Here is a 17,660-nt window from a genome sequence, read left to right as displayed (position 1 = left end):
CCCGCGGACCGATCCGTTCCGGATCGCGTCCCGGACGGACACCGGCCGGGGGCCGGGTCAGATGAGGGCGGTGGCCTCCTCCAGGGAGAGGCCGCCGCCTTCGGCGTACGCCTTCTCGTAGGCGGCGTCGCCCAGCGCCGCCCGGGTCAGCTCCTGCGCGAGGGCGAAGTCCTCCCGTTCCGTCGTCACGGGGAAGTGCGCGGGCGGCAGCTGCGCGTGGTAGGCGCCCAGTAGCCGGGCGGCGTCGTACTCCCTGCGCGGGCCGCCGAGCGAGACCAGGGAGAGGGCCCCGGTCATCAGGTAGACCGCCGGCATCTGCGGGGCCACCATCCGCGCCATCGGGTCCGTGGCGGTGGTCAGGGCCTGGCGCACCCGGGCGAGGGCCTCCTCGTAGCGCCCCTGCCGGTTGTCGAGCCAGGCCATCGTGCCGAGCAGGAAGCCGTCGAAGATGGCGAACGCGCCGAAGGCGAACTCGTCCCGCAGGAGTTGCAGCTGGTGGCGCGCCTCGGCGATCCGTCCCGTGCGGCCGAGGATGCCCGCGAGGAACATCCGGGCGGCGGGCATGGCCTCGTTGCCGTACCGCTGCACCGTGGCGGTGATCTCGGTGAGGATCGCCTCGGCCTCGTCCATCCGGTCGGCCTCGGTCAGCGTCCCGGCCATCCGTACCCGCAGTACGGTCACCTGGGCCATGGCGCCGAGGCGCTCGGCGTACGCGATCGCCTCCCGGTAGTCGCGGGCGGCGAGCTCGAACTCCCCGCGCTTCTCGCGGGCCTCGGCGCGGGCGGACAGCGCCTCGGCGCAGCCCCAGGCATCGCCGAGTTCACGGAACAGGGCCAGGCTCTCGTCGGCGTCGCGCGAAGCGTCCCCCGCCCAGTCGGCCCGGTTGGCGAGGATGTTGGCGCGCAGCTGGAGCGCGGAGGCCAGCTCCCAGCGGTAGCCGAGCTCGCGGGCGGTCTCGACGGTCGCGTTGACGACCGTCTGGAGCAGTCCGGGATCGCCGGCGATCATGACGGCGTAGATCCACAGGGAGGCGGGGGTCCGGCAGGTCTGCGGGAGTCCGGGCCGGTAGGTGGCGAGGACCCCGTCGATCAGGGCGCGGACCGAGGGGGTGTTCCACGTCTCGTTGGTCTGGTCGCGGGAGGCCAGCAGGACCAGGTTGAGCGCGCGCCAGCCCTCGGTGCGCGTTTCCTCGGAGTAGGGCGGCGGCGTGTCGACGAGCCGTTCGTGGACGGGCCCGGCGGGGACGAACGGCGGCTCGAAGGGGTTGGGGCCGAGCGCCGCGGCGGCCTCGGCCCAGTGCCGGGACTCGGAGCGCAGGTCGTGCATGTGCCAGTACCAGCCCAGCGAGTGGACCAGGCACAGCACCTCGTCGATGTCGCGGACGGCGACGGCCCGGCGCAGCGCGGTACGCAGGTTCTCGTACTCGGTGGCCAGCCGGTCGGTGGCCGCCCGCTGTCCGTGGCCGCGCAGCAGCGGTTCGGTGGTGCGGGCGAGTTCGCGGTAGTGGACGAGGTGGCGGTGCTCGGTGGCCTCGCGGTCGCCGGCGGCCTCGGCGAGGCGCTCGGCGGCGTACTCGCCGACGGTTTCCAGCAGGCGGTAGCGCATGCCGCGGCCGTCGGGGCCGGGGGTGGCCACGACGAGGGACTTGTCGACGAGGGAGCCGAGGATGTCGGCGGCGTCGTAGGGGGCCGGGTCGTGGGGGTCCGCGCAGACGGCCTCGGCCGCGGCGAGGTCGCAGCCGCCGGCGAAGACGGACAGCCGGCGCAGGACGGTGCGTTCGGCCTCGTCGAGGAGGTCCCAGGACCAGTCGACGACGGCGCGCAGCGTCTGCTGGCGGGGCAGGACCGTACGGCTGCCGCTGGTCAGCAGCCGGAAGCGGTCGTCGAGGCGGTCCGCGATCTGCCGCGGGGTGAGCAGCCGCAGCCGGGCCGCGGCCAACTCGATCGCGAGCGGCAGCCCGTCGAGGCGGCGGCAGATCTCGGCGGCCGCGGCCGGGTCCTCGTCGACGCTGAACCCGGCGCGGGCCGCGGCCCCGCGGTCGCCGAGCAGCCGCATCGCGATGGGGTCGGGCAGGGGTTCCACCGGGCGCAGGGACTCGCCCGGGACGCCGAGGGGTTCGCGGCTGGTGGCCAGGATCCGGACGCCCGGGCAGTGCGTGAGGAGGCGCTCGGCGAGGGTGGCGGCGGCTGCGATGACGTGCTCGCAGTTGTCGAGCAGCAGCAGGAGCCGGCGCCGCGCGCAGTGCTCGGCGAGCCGGTCGAGGGGGTCGTCCCCGGCCCGCTCGGTGAAGGCCCGCAGCTCCTCGGCGGCGGCGCCGCGCAGCTTGGTCTCGCGGGCGCCGAGCGCGGCGAGGGTGGCTTCGGCGACGTCCTCGGGGTCGCCGGGCCCGTCGATGGGGGCGAGTTCGACGAGCCACACCCCGTCGGGCCAGGCGCTCTCGTCCTGGGCCTCGGCGGCCTCCTGGGACAGCCGGGTCTTGCCGGCGCCGCCGGGTCCCAGCAGCGTGACGAGGCGGGCTCCCGCGAGGTCGTCGCCGATGGTGCGGATGTCGTCCTCGCGCCCGACGAAGGTGGTCAGGCGGGCGCGCAGATTGCCCGCGGTCACGGCGGCGGGGACCGGGGCGGCGGAGGCGGCTGTGCTTGTGGCTGTGACTGCGGTTGCGGTTGTGGGGAGCGGCTCGGGAGCCGGGTCCGAGGCCAGCAGTTCGCCGTGCAGGGCGCGCAGCTCCGGGCCCGGGTCCGTGCCCAGCCGGTCGGCCAGCTCCCGGCGGACGACGTCGTACGCGGCCAGCGCCTCCGCCGGGCGGCCCGCGTCGCGCAGGGCCCGGATGCGCAGGACGTGCAGCGGCTCGTCCATCGGGTGCTGCGCGCACAGCGCGGTCAGCTCCGGCAGGGCCCGCTGCGCCTCGCCCAGCGCCAGGGCCGCGGCCAGCCGGCCCCGGCGCGCGTCCGTCCGTACGGCCTCCCAGCGCGCGGCCTCCGCGCCCGGGTCCGGCAGGTCGGCGAGGGCCGGGCCGCGCCACAGGGCGAGGGCCTCGTCGTACCGGGCCGCCGCCTCGGCCGGGTCGGTGGCCGCGCCCCCGGCGCGGACCAGCCGCTCGAAGCGGTACAGGTCGATGTCCTCCCGAGCGGCGGCCAGCTCGTAGCCGCCCTCCGCGGACCGCACGGCCGCGTGCCCGAGCGCCCGCCGCAGCCGGGCGACCAGCGCCTGCAGGGCGGGCACCGCGTCGGCGGGCGGATCCGCGTCCCACACCTCGGCGACGAGCAGCCGGGCCGGCACCACCCGCCCCGGCCGCAGCGCGAGCGCGGTCAGGAGCGCCCGAAGGCGCGCTCCGCCGACGGCCACGGGGGTCCCGTCGTCGTGATTGGCCTGGGCGGTTCCGAGGATCGCGTAACGCACCGGCCCATTGTCCCCGCAGCCGGACCCGGACCCACACCGTTTTCCGGCGCGGCCGCGGGATAGGTTGCCCGCATGGGTCATCAGGGCAGCCGCGGCGAGCGGCGGATCAGTTCGGTATTCCTCGGCATCGTCGCGATCATGGCCGTCACCGGATGGGCGGTGTGGACCGGGTACTCGGCGAGCGCCGGCCTGGCCGTGTTCCTCTTCGTGACCTCGGCGTGGATCGTCTCCCTGTGCCTGCACGAGTACGCGCACGCCCGCACCGCCCTGCACGGCGGCGACCTCACGGTGGGCGCCAAGGGCTACCTGACGCTGAATCCGCTCAAGTACACGCACGCGCTGCTCAGCATCGTGCTGCCGGTGGTCTTCGTGATCCTGGGCGGCATCGGCCTGCCCGGCGGCGCGGTCTTCATCGAGCGCAACCGGATCCAGGGCCGCTGGAAGCACAGCCTCATCTCGGCGGCGGGCCCGCTGACCAACGTGGCCTTCGCCGTGGTGTGCACGGCCCCGTTCTGGCTGGGCGCCCTCGACGGGGTGCCGTTGGCCTTCCGCTACGCGCTCGCGTTCCTCGCGATGCTCCAGGTCACGGCGGCGATCCTGAACTTCCTGCCGGTCCCGGGCCTCGACGGCTACGGGGTCATCGAGCCCTGGCTGTCGTACCGGGTGCGCCGCGAGGTGGAACCGCTGGCACCGTTCGGCCTGCTGGCCGTGTTCGCGCTGCTGTGGATCCCGGGGGTCAACGCGTTCTTCTTCGGCGCGGTGGACGGCCTGATGTCGGCACTGGGCGTCTCGGACCTGGAGACGTACTGCGGCCGCGACCTCTACAGCTTCTGGCGCGACACGGACGGCTTCTGCGCCGTCCCGCAGGACTAGGCCGTCTCTTCCGGCTTGCCGGCCTAGGCCTGGCGCGCGGCGGCCTGGCGCGCGGCGGCGGCCTTCTCGGCCTTCGCCTTGCGGAGGTAGTACCAGGCCATGTTGGACGTGAGGCCGGCCAGCAGCACCCACACGATCCCGAGGAAGCTGCCCTCCACGAAGGCGACGACGGCCGCGGCCACCGCACAGACGCAGACGACAACGGCGAAGACGGCAAGGCGGGGCATGGGAAGAGCTCCTCGGAAACACTGAACGGGGTCGAGCTCCACCAGTGTCCCCCATGCCCCGCAGTGCTGAGGTAAGCGCGTCCGTGGGCGGAGGCGTCAGACGTCTGTGATGCGCAGGCCCGCGTGGGCCTTGTAGCGGCGGTTCGTGGAGATCAGGTTGGCCACCAGGGACTCGACCTGGTGGGCGTTGCGCAGGCGGCCGGCGAAGACGCCGCGCATGCCCGGGATGCGGGCGGCCAGGGCCTGGACGATGTCCGTGTCGGCGCGGGCCTCGCCGAGGACCATCACGTCGGTGTCGATCTCGTCGATCGACTCGTCCTGGAGCAGGACGGCCGAGAGGTGGTGGAAGGCCGCCGTGACGCGGGAGTCCGGGAGGAGGGCGGCGGCCTGCTGGGCGGCGCTGCCCTCCTCGACCTGGAGGGCGTACGCGCCCTGCTTGTCGAAGCCCAGCGGGTTGACGCAGTCCACCACGAGCTTGCCGGCGAGGTCCTCGCGGAGCGCTTCGAGGGTCTTGGCGTGGCCCTCCCACGGCACCGCGATGATGACGATGTCGCTGCGGCGCGCGCACTCGGCGTTGTCCGCGCCCTCGACGCCGAGGCCGAGCTCTTCGGCCGCGGTCCGCGCGCGGTCGGCGGCGCGGGAGCCGATGATCACCTTCTGGCCGGCCCTGGCGAGCCGGTAGGCCAGGCCGCGGCCCTGGTCTCCGGTGCCGCCGAGGACGCCGACGACGAGGCCGGACACGTCCGGCAGCTCCCACGGGTCCTTGACCGGCGGCTTCTGCGTGTTGTCTGAGGAAGTCATGGGGGCGAGGGTACTGCCGGGTAGCCCACAGTCGAAGGGTGGCGAAGGGGAAGGAACCGCTCCCCGGGTCCCCCGCATGGTGCAGGATGCCGATATGGACGCCGTGAGGGTCGCGCTGCTGCGCGAGGTGCTCGCCGGTACGCACTGGCCGGACGCCGCCCGCAGCTTCGCCGGGTCGCTGCGCCGTTCGGTCGTACCGGCCGGCGGGCAGCTGCTGCTGGTGGGGACCGAGGGCTACGAGCCCTGGCATCTGGCGGCGCACCTGGTGGACGAGGCCGCCTGGTCGGGCCTGCCGGCGCTGGCGCCCACGCTCGTACGCCACCACGTGCGGCCCGGGGAGCCGCCGCACCTGTCGGTGGGGCTGGGCCGGCTGGCGGCGGCCCGGCGCGGGCACACCCTGCTGGTGGTGGCGCCCGGGGCGCCGGGCGAGGGGTTGCTGGAGCGCGTCCACGACGCCCGGCGCGCGGGGGCGACCGTACTGTCCCTGGACGGCGGGGACCCGGACCTGGGCACGCTCGCGCACGATGCGCTGTCGGTGCCGGAACCCGACGGCGAGATGGATCTCGACACCGTGCAGCACCTGGTCAGCGCGGCGGCCGGGGAGAACGGCCTGCCGGTGCAGCGGGGCGGTCCGCGCCGGTTCCGGGACCGGCTGGCGCGGCTGGCCGACCGGCTGACCGCGCCGCCGCCCAGCCGCTGGTAGGGCCGCAGCACCTACCGGCCCCGGGGCCTACGCCCCGCCCGTGCCCGTGCCCGTGCTGCCCTCTTCTTCCTCGCGGGTCCTGTCGTTCCACTTGGGGTCGTTCTGCCATTCGAGGTTGCGTTCCTGCGCCGTCTCCATGGCGTGGGTCGCCTCCTCCGGTGTCGCGTAGGGCCCGAACCGGTCCTTGGCCGGGCACTCGGGGCCTTCCTCGACCTTCTTGTGGACCAGGCAGTAGTACCACTCGCCGGGTTTGCCCACCTGACGCTTCTTGAACAGGGCCATCGTCGTCGGGCTCCTCTCGTACCTCTCTATGCCGCCATGCTGCCCCATCCCCGCTGGATACACTCGCTCGTATGTCTGGCCAGTCGCTGCTCGTACCAGGCGAGCTCTCTCCCGTCCGTTCCGTTCCCGGAAACATCCGCCGGCCCGAGTACGTGGGCAGGCCCGCGCCCACTCCGTACACCGGACCGGAGGTGCAGACGGCCGAGACCATCGAGGCCATGCGCATCGCCGGCCGGATCGCCGCCCAGGCGATGGAGGAAGCCGCCAAGCACATCGCCCCGGGGGTGACCACCGACGAGCTGGACCGGGTCGCGCACGAGTACATGTGCGACCACGGCGCCTACCCGTCGACGCTGGGGTACCGGGGCTTCCCGAAGTCGCTGTGCTCCTCGCTCAACGAGGTCATCTGCCACGGGATCCCCGACTCGACCGTCCTGCGCGACGGCGACATCGTGAACCTCGACGTGACCGCGTACATCGGCGGCGTGCACGGCGACAACAACGCGACCTACCTGTGCGGGGAGGTGGACGAGGAGTCGCGGCTGCTGGTGGAGCGCACCCGCGAGGCGCTGAACCGGGCCGTCAAGGCCGTGAAGCCGGGCCGCCAGATCAACATCATCGGCCGGGTCATCGAGTCATACGCGAAGCGCTTCGGCTACGGCGTGGTCCGGGACTTCACCGGCCACGGCATCAACTCGTCCTTCCACTCCGGCCTGATCATCCCGCACTACGACAGCCCGCACGCCACCACCGTCATCGAGCCCGGCATGACCTTCACCATCGAGCCGATGCTGACCCTGGGCACCCACGAGTACGACATGTGGGAGGACGGCTGGACGGTCGTCACGAAGGACCGCAAGCGCACGGCGCAGTTCGAGCACACGCTGGTCGTGACGGACTCCGGCGCGGAGATCCTGACCCTTCCGTAGCGCTGGCCGCAATGGCGTCCGGGCCCGGTGCACGAGGTGCACCGGGCCCGGACCCGTTCGCGCGGGAATCCCCGAGGGGTTACGCGCTGAGCGGGAACTGCTCGCCCAGCTCGCGGAAGACCGCGCCGTTGAAGTCGAAGGCGCGCTTGCACTCGTCGATGATGCGCTGCTTCTCCAGGTCGTCCGCGGCGATGGCGTCGAGCAGCTCGCGGTAGGTCCGCTTGAAGGCCGCCGGGTTGGAGATGTCCGCGAAGACGTAGAACCGGACGCCGTCGCCCTTGCGCTCGAAGCCCCAGGTGCGTTCGGCCTTGTCGCGGATGATCTGGCCGCCGGAGAGGTCGCCCAGGTAGCGGGTGTAGTGGTGGGCGACGTACCCGCCCGGCCACTCGGCGGCGCACTGGGCCACCCGGTCCGCGTACGCACGCGTCGCGGGCAGGGCCACCGCGTTCTCGCGCCAGTCGGGGCCCACCAGATGGGCGAGGTCGCGCTCGATCTCGGCGACGCGCATGAGTTCCGGCTGGATGAAGGGGCCGGCCACCGGGTCGTTCCTCAGGGACTCGGCCGCGTCCTCCAGAGCCCGGTACACGAACCACAGCTGCTCGGTGTAGCGCGTGTACGCCTCCACTCCGAGCCGTCCACCCAGCAGATCGCTCATGAAGGTCGACGTCTCCGCCTCGGTGTGCTGCTCGTGCGAGGCGACGCGGATGACCGTAGAGAAGGCGTCCAAGGCGGACCTCCAGGAAGAGGAAACGGGCGCGACGGCACCGCCGTCACGCCCGATCTTCCTACTTAGGCATGCCTAAGTCAATGGGTTCCCGACGCCCTGTCGGTAAAAAATCCGGGTGCTGCGCCTGCTGCGGCGAGCAGCGGTTCGCGGCGGGTTCCGCGGGCGCGGCAGAGGGTTCGATCAGGCCGGGTGCGGGGCGAAGCGGACGCGGCCGCCGATCTCCACCGTGCCGTCCGGGCCGGGAGCGGTGAGGATCTGGGAGCCGGCGCCCTGGGTGATGTTCAGGGCGCGGTTGAGCTGGGCGGTCAGCAGGATCGCCGCCGAGCCGGTGGCCTCGTCCTCCGCGATGATCCCGTCGGGGCGGCGCGGGAAGCCCCGGGCGCGCACGCGGCCGGCGGCCTCGTCCTCCCAGGCCCAGGCGTAGAGCCAGCCCTCGCCGGGCGGCGGGGCGGGCAGCGCCTCGACTTCGGCGACGGATGCGTACTGCTCGGTGCGCTTGCCCTCGACCCACTCGGGGCGGGCCGTGATCCAGGTGAACTCCCCGTCGTCGCGGGCCCATACGGATCCGGCGGGCGGCTGGAGCTCTTCGACGTCCAGCAGCCACGCGGCCCCCACCAGCGGATGCCCCGCGAAGGACATCCGCGTGCCGGGGGTGCGGATGTCGACGACCCCGCGCTCGGGGTCGTCGACGAACACCGTCTCGCTGTAGCCGAGTTCGGCGGCCAGGGCCTGCCGCGACGTGTCGTCGGGGCAGGTCCGGCCGTCGCGCACGACACCGAGCAGATTGCCGAACCGGCCGTCACCCGCGCAGAAGACCCTCAACACGTCGAGATCGTTCACGCGGGAATTGAAGCACGGCTCAGCTCTGGGCCGTGCGGCGCCTGCGCGCGAAGTACACCGCGCCCGCACCGGCCGCGATCACCGCGCCGGAGGTGGTGAGCAGGGCTCCGGCGGGGATCCCGGCGCCGGTGTCGGCGAGGTTGCCGCCGACGGTGGAGGAGCCGCCGCCCACGGTGCCGCCCGTGCCGCCGGTGGTTCCGCCGGTCGTGCCGCCCGTGGTCCCGCCGGTGGTGCCGCCGTTCGATCCGCCCGTCGTGCCGCCGTTCGAGCCGCCGGTGGTGCCGCCCGTGCTGGGCAGGGTGGCGTCCTTGTCCACCGCCACGGCGAAGGTGAGCGGGTCGATCGCGTCGCCCGCCTTGTACATGGAGCCGGTGGTGTCGTTGGCGAAGGCCGCCGCGCCCTCGGCCGTGAAGGCCGCCGGGACCCCGTTCAGCGCCAGGACGCCGTTCTTGGTCTTGTAGTCGGCCTTCGACAGGTCGAGCGTGGCGAAGCGCAGGCCCGCCTTGGTGCCGGAGCCGTTCTTGACGTCCACGTAGAGGGTGCCGGTCTTGCCGGTGGCCTCGACGCGGGGGTTGCCGAAGGTCATGTCGATGCCGTGCGCCGCGTACTGGAAGCGGAGGTTGCCCTCGAAGGAGGCGTTCAGCTTCTGCTTCTTGACGTCGAGGTCGCCCTTGCCGAAGGCGAAGTCGAAGGTGTCGCCGTTCTTGGCGGCGCCGCCGGCCGGGGTGATCGAGCCCGCGCTCAGCACGTACTTGCGGAAGGACTCCTTGACGCCCCAGGTCAGCTTGCCGCTGAGCACCTTCTGCGTGTCGTCGGCCGGAGGGGTCGGGTTCTTGGTGGTGTTCTCCGGGGTGGGCTCGGGGGCGGGCTTCTCGAACTCGAGCTTCGCGTTGAGCGGGTCGCCCGGCTTGTCCTTGTAGCCCGGCGAACCGAGCGCGTCCGCGGCCTCCTGGGTGAGCGTGGTCGCCAGGTTGGTCATCGACTGGCCGGCGAAGGCCACGGTGGCCATGGGCACGTCCTGGGTGGTCGTGCCGCCCTTGGTGACGTCCGCGGTGAGCTTCTTGGTACCGGTGTCCATGCGGATGTCCGAGAGCTTGACCTCGAAGCCGTGGCCGGTCGGCGGGGCGGGCGAGGAGAAGGTGACGCTGCCCTTGAAGGCCGCCTTCACCACGTGCCCGTTGGCCGGCTCGTACACGCCGGTCGGCTCGACGAAGCGCAGGGTGCCGTCCTCGTTCTGCTTGGCGCCGTCCGCGACGGTGATCGTGCCCTTGGCCATGCCGGTCACGTAGGCGCGGTAGCTCGCGAGGACGCCCCAGTCGAGGGTGCCACCGGTGATCTTCATCGGGTCGGTGGGCGGGCCGCCCGCGGCGCCGGCCGGCAGGGTGTAGACGGTGGCGCCGAGCGCGGCGGCGGTCAGGACGGCGGCCGCGAGGGAGATCGGGCGTCGGATGGACGACATGGCTGGGTACTCCTGAAGGAACAGAGAAGGGGGAACGGCACGGAGGGGGAAGTGACGGCCTAGCGGGGCGCGTCGGTGGGCGCGTCCACGGGACCTGCGGCATCCGGGCCGGAGCCGGCGGTCGAGGCCGGGGCCGTACGCCGCTTGCGCACGACCAGGTGGGCACCGCCGCCGGCCAGGACCAGTACGGCCACGGCGAGGGCGATCAACAGCGCGGTACCGGAGGACTCCGCGTCCTTCGCGACCGGGGCGGGCGCGGCGGACGGCGACGCGGACGCGGCGGCGGGCGGGGCCGTCGAGCCCAGGTCGGGCAGGGCGGGCAGCCGAGCGGTGGAGTCCAGGGCGACGGCGAGCGAGACGGGGTCCATCTCGGTGCCGGCCTTGTACATGGAGTTGAAGGCCTGGGAGCCGCCCTCGGTGAGGGTGGCCGGGGCTTCGGTCAGGGTGGCGAGCCCGCCCTCGGTCTTCAGGCCCTTGGCGTCGAACTCGACGAGCGGGACGGCGTTCTTCGTCCGGCCGCCGGTGGTGACGTCCGCGGACAGGACGCCCTTGCCGTTCTCCACCTTCACGCCCATCTTGCCGAGCGTGAGGTCCAGATGGGCGCCGGTGAACCGGACCGTACCGGCGAAGGCGGCGTCGAGCGTGCCTTTCGCGCCGTCGAACGAGCCCTTGCCCTGGGGGAAGCGGAACAGCGCGCCGCCGTCCTGGGCGCCCTCGGCGAGGACCCACTTGCCCTGGCCGATCGAGCCGGTGACGTACTCGCGGAAGGTGCGGCGCACCCCCCAGTCGACGGCGGCATCGGCGAAGGCTCCCGGCGCCTGCGTGGCCTCGGCACCGGCACTCGGCTGCGCGGTCGCCGACGGCGGGGGCGCGGCGGCCGGGGCGGACTTGACGTCGGCGGAGAGGGAGACGGGGTCGAGCTGGGTACCGGCGCCGTAGTAGCCGGCGAAGGCCTTGGCGCCTTCCGCGGTCAGGGTGGCGGGAAGGTTGGTGAGGATCAGCGGACTTGCGCCGCCCTTCATGTTGATGCCGCCGACGCCGAGGGAGGCGAAGGCGACCTGCGACTGGTTGGTGACCGCGCCGCTGTCCTTGGCCCTGCTGGAGACGTCCACGTACAGGGTGCCGCGGCCGCCGGAGATCTTCACGGTCGGGCGGCTGATGGTCATGTCCAGCTCGTACACACCGTCGGGCTTCTGGTGGCCCTGGAAGGTCACCCCGCCCGAGTAGGAGGCCTCGAAGGCGCCGGAGTCCGGGTCGTAGGAGCCGTTCGCGGAGTGGAAACGGAACAGGCTGCCGCCCACCGTGGCGGCCCCGCTCTTCAGCTTGAAACTGCCTTTCGCCATTGGACCCGTGACATAACTCTGGAAGGACGATTTGATGCCCCAGTCGAGTCGACCCCCCTGTACGGTGCCCGCCCGAGCGGCGGTCGCCGGGAGCAGAGCGCCCAGCAGGGCCGCCAACAGGGCGACGGCGAACGTACGGACGGGTCTGGGCATGAATGCCCCCTCCTCAGGTCTAGCGGGCAAGGTTAGGCTAACCTAAGCTAACCACGGCCGGATGAACACCCCCCGGTCTCCAGAACCTCAGTCGGACGATCAGGACGGTGCCTTCGTGCCTACGCCCGCCGCGTCATACCGCTTTCCCCGTCTCGCCGTTGCCGTGGCAGCACTGGCACTCGCGCTGACGGCCTGCGGAGGTACGGCCACCACCCCGGGCTCCACGGCCCCCGGTGCAGCCGCGGTCCCGGACCGGGTGGAACCACTCGCTCCGGCGCCGCAGCCCGCACTGCCGGTCACCGTGCCCTCGGTCGACGGCGCCCAGGTCACCATCACGTCCGCGGACCGGGTCGTTCCGCTGAGCGGCAGCCTCAACGAGATCGTCCACACCCTGGGCCTCGGCCGGCAGGTCGTCGCCCGGGACATCACGGCCACCTTCGAACAGGCCGCCCAGCTGCCGGTGGTGACACGTGGCCACGACGTCTCCGCCGAGAGCGTCCTGTCGCTGCGCCCGACCCTCGTCATCGCGGAGACCACCAGCGGTCCGGCAGAAGCGATCCAGCAGATCCGCGACGCGGGCATCCCCGTACTCGTCATCGCCCCCGCCAAGGGGCTGGACGACGTCCCGAAGCGGATCGACGCGGTGGCCGCCGCGCTCGGCGTCAAGGAGGCCGGCACGCAGCTGAACCAGCGCACCGCCGACCGGATCGCCACCGTCCGCAAGGACATCCCGGCCGCCTCCGGCAAGAAGCCCCGGGTGGCGTTCCTCTACCTCCGCGGCACCGCCTCCGTCTACCTGCTGGGCGGTTCGGACTCCGGCGCCGCCTCCCTGCTGGAGGCCGCCGGCGCGGTCGACACCGGCAAGGACTCCGGACTCGGCAAGGACTTCACCCCGATCACCAGCGAGGCCCTGGCGGCCGCCGCCCCCGACGCGATCCTCGTCATGTCCAAGGGCCTCGAATCGGTCGGCGGCGTCGACGGCCTGGTGAAGATCCCGGGCGTCGCCCAGACCCCGGCCGGGATGGACCGCCGGGTGCTCACGGTCGACGACGGCGTCCTCCTCAACTACGGCCCGCGCACCGACCAGGTCCTCTCCTCCCTGGTCACCCAGCTCTACAACAAGGGCGCCTGAAATGACCCTGCACGACCCCGAAGCCGTAGACCTGGCCGCTCCCGACGGGGCCGGGTGTGTGCCGGGGCGCTCCCCGCAGGGCGCCGAACGCATCGCCGCTGCACCGTCCGACGCCCCGTCACATTCGGCGTCCGAGGAGACGCCCCGGCGCGCGCCCGGCCCCGGCGGAACCACCCACGCCGACCCCGACCCCGACCCCGCCGCCACCGCCCCGGCCGGCACCGCCCCGGCCCCGGCAGAGCCGAAGCCGAAGCCGACGCCGACCCCGCGCAAGCGGAGCCGCAGACCCGCACTCCTCACCACCGCCCTCGTCGCCGCCCTCCTCTTCCTCGCCCTGCTCTCCGCAGGAGTCGGCGCCTACGACATCCCCCTCGGCGACGTCCTCGCCTCCGTCCAGCACCACCTCGGCCTCGGCGGCGCCCCCCTCGACCGCGTCGGCGAGAGCGTGCTGTGGAACGTCCGCCTCCCCCGCGTCGTGCTCGCCCTGCTCGTCGGCGCCAGCCTCGGCTGCGCGGGAGCGCTCATGCAGGGCGTCTTCGGCAACCCTCTCGCCGAGCCCGGCGTCATCGGCATCTCGGCCGGCGCCGCCGTCGGCGCGGTCGCCGCCATCAGCCTCGGCCTCAGCTTCTTCGGCAACTGGACCATCACCGTCTGCGCGTTCGTCGCGGGCCTGATCACCGTCGGCTCGGTCTACTTCCTCTCCCGCAACGGCGGGAAGACGGAGGTCGTCACCCTGATCCTGACCGGTATCGCCGTCAACGCCTTCGCCGGCGCCCTCATCGGCCTGTTCGTCTTCTTCGCGGACAGCGGCCAGGTCAACCAGATCACCTTCTGGCAGCTCGGCTCCCTCGCCCAGGCCACCTGGCCCAAGGTCCTCGCCGTCCTGCCGTGCGCCCTCGCCGGTCTGCTCGTCGCCCCCCTCTACTCCCGCCGGCTCGACCTCCTCTCCCTCGGCGAACGGCCCGCCCGCCACCTCGGCATCGACGTCGAACGGCTGCGCCTCGCCCTCATCCTGGTCGTCGCGCTGCTCACCGCCGCCGCCGTCGCCGTGGCCGGCGTCATCACCTTCGTCGGCCTGCTCGTCCCGCACCTGCTGCGCATGGCCAACGGCCCCGGCCACCGTTTCCTGGTCCCCGGCAGCGCCCTCGCCGGCGCCCTGGTCCTGGTCGCGGGCGACCTGGCCGCCCGGACCCTCGCCCAGCCCGCCGAGCTGCCGCTCGGTGTCCTGACCGCCCTGCTCGGCAGCCCGTTCTTCTTCTGGCTGCTGCGCCGCACCCGCCGCAAGCAAGGAGGCTGGGCGTGACCAGCAGGCTGACGGGGTTGCTCACCCGTACACGAAGGACCGTCCCGGCCCGCCCGGCGCCCGGCGGCGCCGTCGCCCAGGCGGTGGACCTGCACGTCCGCCTCGGGCAGCGCGAGGTCCTCGCCGGTATCGACCTGACCGCCCGGGCCGGCGAGGTCTTGGCGCTCGTCGGCCCGAACGGCGCCGGCAAGTCCACGCTGCTGGCCGCCCTCGCCGCCGACCTGCCCGCCGCCTCCGGGGAGGTCCGGATCGACGGCCGTCCGGTGGGCGAGTGGAGCGCCCCGGACCTCGCGCTGCGCCGCTCCGTACTGCCCCAGTCGGCCGCACTGTCCTTCCCCTTCCCGGTGGAGGACGTCGTACGGATGGGCCGCGCGCCCTGGTCCGGAACCCCCCTCGCGGAGGCCGACGAGGAGGCGGTGGCCGCCGCCATGGCCGCCACCGAGGTCACGGAGTTCGCCGCGCGCCCCTTCTCCGCCCTCTCCGGCGGCGAACGGGCCCGGGTGGCGCTGGCGCGCGTACTGGCCCAGCGGGCCCCGCTGCTGCTCCTCGACGAACCCACCGCCGCCCTCGACCTGCGCCACCAGGAGCTCGTGCTGCGGATCTGCCGGGAGCGGGCCGGGGCGGGGGACGCGGTCGTCGTCGTCCTGCACGACCTGGGGCTCGCCGCCGCCTACGCGGACCGGGCCGCCGTCCTGCACGACGGGCGGATCACCGTGAACGGCCCGCCGGCCGAGGTGTTCGAGGGCGAACTGCTGAGCCGGGTCTACCGCCAGCCGGTGGAGGTCCTCCCGCACCCGCGCACCGGCGCCCCGCTGGTGATTCCCGTACGGGCTTGACCCCCGCTTGACCGTGCCATGGGGCTGTCGTGGAGGGTCCGTGACAGCGCCGTGTCCGGGACCCGAAGGTATGAGCTGAATCACGGTGCGAGGGGGTATGGGTGAGGTAAGCCTCGGTTAAGTTAGGTCCGCCTCATCGGCCTCTCCCCTTCGGGACGGCCCCTTAGTCCGACGCCAGGAGCCTCCATATGCGCCCCGCCCGCCTCACTGTCATCGCCGCGGCCACCGTGGCGGCCGCACTGACCGCCGTCACCGGCTGCTCGCAGAAGAGCGAGGCGGGCGGCGACGACGCGATCAAGGTGGCGGCGTCCGACAGCGCCTGCGACGTGTCGAAGACGGAGTTCCCGTCCGGCAAGGTGCAGATCGACGTCGAGAACAAGGGCTCCAAGGTCACCGAGGTCTACGTCCTCTTCCCGGACGCCCGCATCGTGACCGAGCGCGAGAACATCGGCCCCGGCACCAAGGCCTCCATCACCGCCGAGATCAAGGCGGGCGACTACGAGATCGTCTGCAAGCCCGGTATGAAGGGTGACGGCATCTCCCAGAAGGTCAAGGCCACCGGCAAGGGCGGCGGCGAGAAGCGCTCCCCCGAGATGGACACCGCGGTGGCCGCCTACCGCGCGTACGTGGTCGCGCAGGCCGAGGAGACCCTCCCCAAGGCGCAGGCCTTCGCCGACGCGGTGAAGGCCGGCGACGTCGAGGGCGCGAAGAAGCTCTACGCCGCCTCGCGCATCGGCTGGGAGCGCACCGAGCCGGTCGCCGAGTCCTTCGGCGACATCGACCCGAAGGTGGACGTCCGCGAGGACGGCCTGGAGGCCGGCCAGGACCTGGAGAAGGACTGGACCGGCTGGCACCGCCTGGAGAAGGCCCTGTGGGCCGACAACAAGATCGGCGACCGCGAGAAGCAGCTCGCCGACACCCTGATCGCGGACCTGACCGACTGGCAGAAGAAGGTCGGCCAGGCGGAGATCACCCCGACCTCGATCGCCAACGGCGCCAAGGAGCTCCTGGACGAGGTCGCCACCGGCAAGGTCACCGGTGAGGAGGAGCGCTACTCGCACACCGACCTGGTCGACTTCAAGGCCAACGTCGAGGGTGCGCAGAAGGCGTACGAGCTGCTCAAGCCGATCGCGTCGAAGAACGACCCCGAGCTGGTGAAGCAGCTGGACACCCAGTTCGCGGCGCTGACCGTGCTGCTCGACAAGTACCGCGCCGACAAGGCCTCCTACGAGTTCACCTCGTACGACAAGGTCGGCGAGGCGGAGCGCAAGGAGCTCTCGGACGGCGTGAACGCGCTCGCCGAGCCGCTCTCCAAGCTCGCCGCCGCCGTCACCAAGTAAGCAGGACAGGACACGAGGAGCAGGCGGGAGAGGGCGATGACCGAGTCGGACTCGGCTGCGGAGCAGCATCGGCAGGCGGAGGGCGCGCCGTCGCGGCGCGCGGTGCTGGGCTGGGGCGGGGCCGGGTTCGCGCTCGGCGCCGCCGCGGCGGGCGGTGCGGTGGCGGCGTTCGGGCCCGGGTCCGACATGGTCCCGTCGGCCTCCACCGGTGCGGCCGTGCCCTTCCACGGCGAGCACCAGGCCGGTATCGCCACCGCGGTCCAGGACCGCCTGCACTTCGCGGCCTTCGACGTGAAGACGAAGGACCGCGCGGAGCTGATCAAGCTCCTCAAGGAGTGGACCGCGGCCGCCCGCCTGATGACGGCCGGTCTGCCGGTCGGCGAGGGCGGTTTCGGCGGCCTCCCGGAGGCCCCGCCGGACGACACGGGTGAGGCGCTGGGTCTGAAGGCCTCCCGCCTCACCCTGACCATCGGCTTCGGGCCGGGCCTGTTCGCCAAGGACCGGTTCGGGCTGGAGGGCAAGCGCCCCGAGGCGCTGATCGACCTGGAGCTGTTCCCCGGCGACAATCTGGACGCGGCCCGCTCCGGCGGCGACCTGTGCGTCCAGGCCTGCGCCGACGACCCCCAGGTCGCCGTGCACGCCATCCGCCAGCTGGCCCGCATCGGCTTCGGCCGTACCGCGATGCGCTGGTCGCAGCTCGGCTTCGGCAAGACCTCGTCGACCACGCCCGACGAGCAGACCCCGCGCAACATGATGGGCTTCAAGGACGGCACCCGGAACATCTCCGGCACCGACAAGGCCGCCCTGGACAAGCACGTGTGGGTCGGCGCGGGCGACGGCAGCGACTGGCTGACCGGCGGCTCGTACCTGGTGGCCCGGCGGATCCGGATGAACATCGAGACCTGGGACCGCACTCCGCTCCAGGAGCAGGAGGACATCTTCGGCCGCGACAAGGGCGAGGGCGCCCCGGTCGGCAAGTCCAAGGAGCGCGACGAGCCGTTCCTGAAGGCGATGAAGCCGGAGGCGCACGTGCGCCTCGCGCACCCGGACACCAACAACGGTGCGACGATCCTGCGCCGCGGCTACTCCTTCACCGACGGCACGGACGGACTGGGGCGCCTGGACGCGGGCCTGTTCTTCCTCGCCTACCAGCGCGACATCCGCAAGGGCTTCGTTCCGATCCAGCGCAACCTGGCCAAGTCCGACGTCCTCAACGAATACATCCAGCACGTGGGTTCGGCCGTCTTCGCCGTCCCGCCGGGCGTCCGCGACAAGGACGACTGGTGGGGCCGGACGCTGTTCGCGTAAGTCCC

Annotated in this window: 16 protein-coding genes; 8 read left to right on the top strand and 8 right to left on the bottom strand. The window is 72.9% G+C overall.

Going from position 1 to position 17,660, the window contains the following annotated elements; genetic code table 11:
- Nucleotides 1-57 precede the first annotated feature (57 nt).
- Entirely contained in the window at nt 58-3,399 is a 3,342-nt protein-coding gene (locus B6R96_RS24705; protein ID WP_081523667.1) for an AfsR/SARP family transcriptional regulator, read from the bottom strand.
- A gap of 72 nt (nt 3,400-3,471) precedes the next feature.
- On the opposite strand from B6R96_RS24705, the gene B6R96_RS24700 reads away from it, so the two are divergent.
- Complete coding sequence (locus B6R96_RS24700) at nt 3,472-4,272, top strand: site-2 protease family protein (protein WP_030389591.1); 801 nt, start codon at nt 3,472-3,474, stop codon at nt 4,270-4,272.
- 23 nt (nt 4,273-4,295) lie between these two features.
- Here B6R96_RS24700 and B6R96_RS24695 read toward each other — a convergent pair whose 3' ends face one another.
- Together B6R96_RS24695 and npdG are read right to left on the bottom strand one after the other, a co-directional pair.
- Nucleotides 4,296-4,499, bottom strand: coding sequence for a hypothetical protein (locus B6R96_RS24695; RefSeq protein ID WP_081523666.1), 204 nt, complete (start codon nt 4,497-4,499; stop codon nt 4,296-4,298).
- 96 nt (nt 4,500-4,595) lie between these two features.
- On the bottom strand, nt 4,596-5,300 hold the full coding sequence (gene npdG, locus B6R96_RS24690; RefSeq protein ID WP_030389593.1) for an NADPH-dependent F420 reductase: 705 nt from the start codon (nt 5,298-5,300) through the stop codon (nt 4,596-4,598).
- 94 nt (nt 5,301-5,394) lie between these two features.
- Between npdG and B6R96_RS24685 the strand changes: the two genes are divergently transcribed.
- The gene (locus tag B6R96_RS24685) at nt 5,395-6,003 is read left to right on the top strand and encodes a hypothetical protein (protein WP_081523665.1); all 609 of its coding nucleotides are present in this window, start codon (nt 5,395-5,397) and stop codon (nt 6,001-6,003) included.
- A gap of 27 nt (nt 6,004-6,030) precedes the next feature.
- Here B6R96_RS24685 and B6R96_RS24680 read toward each other — a convergent pair whose 3' ends face one another.
- Nucleotides 6,031-6,285 (bottom strand): hypothetical protein, encoded by a 255-nt coding sequence (locus B6R96_RS24680; protein ID WP_030389595.1) that lies wholly within the window; start codon nt 6,283-6,285, stop codon nt 6,031-6,033.
- A 71-nt stretch (nt 6,286-6,356) separates the two neighbouring features.
- On the opposite strand from B6R96_RS24680, the gene map reads away from it, so the two are divergent.
- The gene (gene map / locus B6R96_RS24675; protein ID WP_081523664.1) at nt 6,357-7,214 is read left to right on the top strand and encodes a type I methionyl aminopeptidase; all 858 of its coding nucleotides are present in this window, start codon (nt 6,357-6,359) and stop codon (nt 7,212-7,214) included.
- A gap of 79 nt (nt 7,215-7,293) precedes the next feature.
- On the opposite strand, the gene B6R96_RS24670 is transcribed toward map, so the two are convergent.
- The 4 genes from B6R96_RS24670 to B6R96_RS24655 all read right to left on the bottom strand — a co-directional run bounded on the left by B6R96_RS24670 (nt 7,294) and on the right by B6R96_RS24655 (nt 11,736).
- The gene (locus B6R96_RS24670) at nt 7,294-7,941 is read right to left on the bottom strand and encodes a biliverdin-producing heme oxygenase (RefSeq protein ID WP_081523663.1); all 648 of its coding nucleotides are present in this window, start codon (nt 7,939-7,941) and stop codon (nt 7,294-7,296) included.
- A 180-nt stretch (nt 7,942-8,121) separates the two neighbouring features.
- Nucleotides 8,122-8,781, bottom strand: a complete 660-nt coding sequence (locus B6R96_RS24665) for a PhzF family phenazine biosynthesis protein (RefSeq protein WP_053705383.1) — start codon at nt 8,779-8,781, stop codon at nt 8,122-8,124.
- Between the two features lie 19 nt (nt 8,782-8,800).
- On the bottom strand, nt 8,801-10,240 hold the full coding sequence (locus B6R96_RS24660) for an HtaA domain-containing protein (protein ID WP_081523662.1): 1,440 nt from the start codon (nt 10,238-10,240) through the stop codon (nt 8,801-8,803).
- Nucleotides 10,241-10,299: 59 nt separating this feature from the next.
- On the bottom strand, nt 10,300-11,736 hold the full coding sequence (locus B6R96_RS24655) for an HtaA domain-containing protein (RefSeq protein WP_081523661.1): 1,437 nt from the start codon (nt 11,734-11,736) through the stop codon (nt 10,300-10,302).
- 115 nt (nt 11,737-11,851) lie between these two features.
- Here B6R96_RS24655 and B6R96_RS24650 point away from each other — a divergent pair, with 115 nt between their 5' ends.
- The 5 genes from B6R96_RS24650 to efeB all read left to right on the top strand — a co-directional run bounded on the left by B6R96_RS24650 (nt 11,852) and on the right by efeB (nt 17,655).
- Entirely contained in the window at nt 11,852-12,868 is a 1,017-nt protein-coding gene (locus tag B6R96_RS24650; RefSeq protein WP_237291507.1) for a heme/hemin ABC transporter substrate-binding protein, read from the top strand.
- A 1-nt stretch (nt 12,869) separates the two neighbouring features.
- Nucleotides 12,870-14,171: an iron ABC transporter permease gene (locus B6R96_RS24645; RefSeq protein ID WP_237291506.1), complete on the top strand. Its 1,302-nt coding sequence runs from the start codon at nt 12,870-12,872 to the stop codon at nt 14,169-14,171.
- A complete protein-coding gene (locus B6R96_RS24640; protein WP_443069956.1) occupies nt 14,168-15,007 on the top strand; it encodes a heme ABC transporter ATP-binding protein in 840 nt (279 codons plus the stop codon). The genes B6R96_RS24645 and B6R96_RS24640 overlap by 4 nt, the downstream gene beginning before the upstream one ends.
- 188 nt (nt 15,008-15,195) lie before the next feature.
- Nucleotides 15,196-16,347 (top strand): iron uptake system protein EfeO, encoded by a 1,152-nt coding sequence (efeO, locus tag B6R96_RS24635; protein ID WP_081523659.1) that lies wholly within the window; start codon nt 15,196-15,198, stop codon nt 16,345-16,347.
- Between the two features lie 36 nt (nt 16,348-16,383).
- On the top strand, nt 16,384-17,655 hold the full coding sequence (gene efeB, locus B6R96_RS24630; protein WP_053705049.1) for an iron uptake transporter deferrochelatase/peroxidase subunit: 1,272 nt from the start codon (nt 16,384-16,386) through the stop codon (nt 17,653-17,655).
- Nucleotides 17,656-17,660 lie beyond the last annotated feature (5 nt).

This window comes from Streptomyces sp. Sge12, from assembly GCF_002080455.1.
In the GTDB taxonomy this organism is placed as follows: Bacteria; Actinomycetota; Actinomycetes; order Streptomycetales; family Streptomycetaceae; genus Streptomyces.
Note: the sequence above shows the minus strand (reverse complement) of the source record. Positions and strands in the feature narration are given on the sequence as shown.

Bases quoted from the DNA above. Each gene is read 5' to 3' on its own strand.
- B6R96_RS24700 (WP_030389591.1), top strand. From the start codon at position 3,472: ATGGGTCATCAGGGCAGCCGCGGCGAGCGGCGGATCAGTTCGGTATTC.
- B6R96_RS24695 (WP_081523666.1), bottom strand. From the start codon at position 4,499: ATGCCCCGCCTTGCCGTCTTCGCCGTTGTCGTCTGCGTCTGTGCGGTG.
- npdG (WP_030389593.1), bottom strand. From the start codon at position 5,300: ATGACTTCCTCAGACAACACGCAGAAGCCGCCGGTCAAGGACCCGTGG.
- B6R96_RS24685 (WP_081523665.1), top strand. From the start codon at position 5,395: ATGGACGCCGTGAGGGTCGCGCTGCTGCGCGAGGTGCTCGCCGGTACG.
- B6R96_RS24680 (WP_030389595.1), bottom strand. From the start codon at position 6,285: ATGGCCCTGTTCAAGAAGCGTCAGGTGGGCAAACCCGGCGAGTGGTAC.
- map (WP_081523664.1), top strand. From the start codon at position 6,357: ATGTCTGGCCAGTCGCTGCTCGTACCAGGCGAGCTCTCTCCCGTCCGT.
- B6R96_RS24660 (WP_081523662.1), bottom strand. From the start codon at position 10,240: ATGTCGTCCATCCGACGCCCGATCTCCCTCGCGGCCGCCGTCCTGACC.
- B6R96_RS24655 (WP_081523661.1), bottom strand. From the start codon at position 11,736: ATGCCCAGACCCGTCCGTACGTTCGCCGTCGCCCTGTTGGCGGCCCTG.
- B6R96_RS24645 (WP_237291506.1), top strand. From the start codon at position 12,870: ATGACCCTGCACGACCCCGAAGCCGTAGACCTGGCCGCTCCCGACGGG.
- efeO (WP_081523659.1), top strand. From the start codon at position 15,196: ATGCGCCCCGCCCGCCTCACTGTCATCGCCGCGGCCACCGTGGCGGCC.
- efeB (WP_053705049.1), top strand. From the start codon at position 16,384: ATGACCGAGTCGGACTCGGCTGCGGAGCAGCATCGGCAGGCGGAGGGC.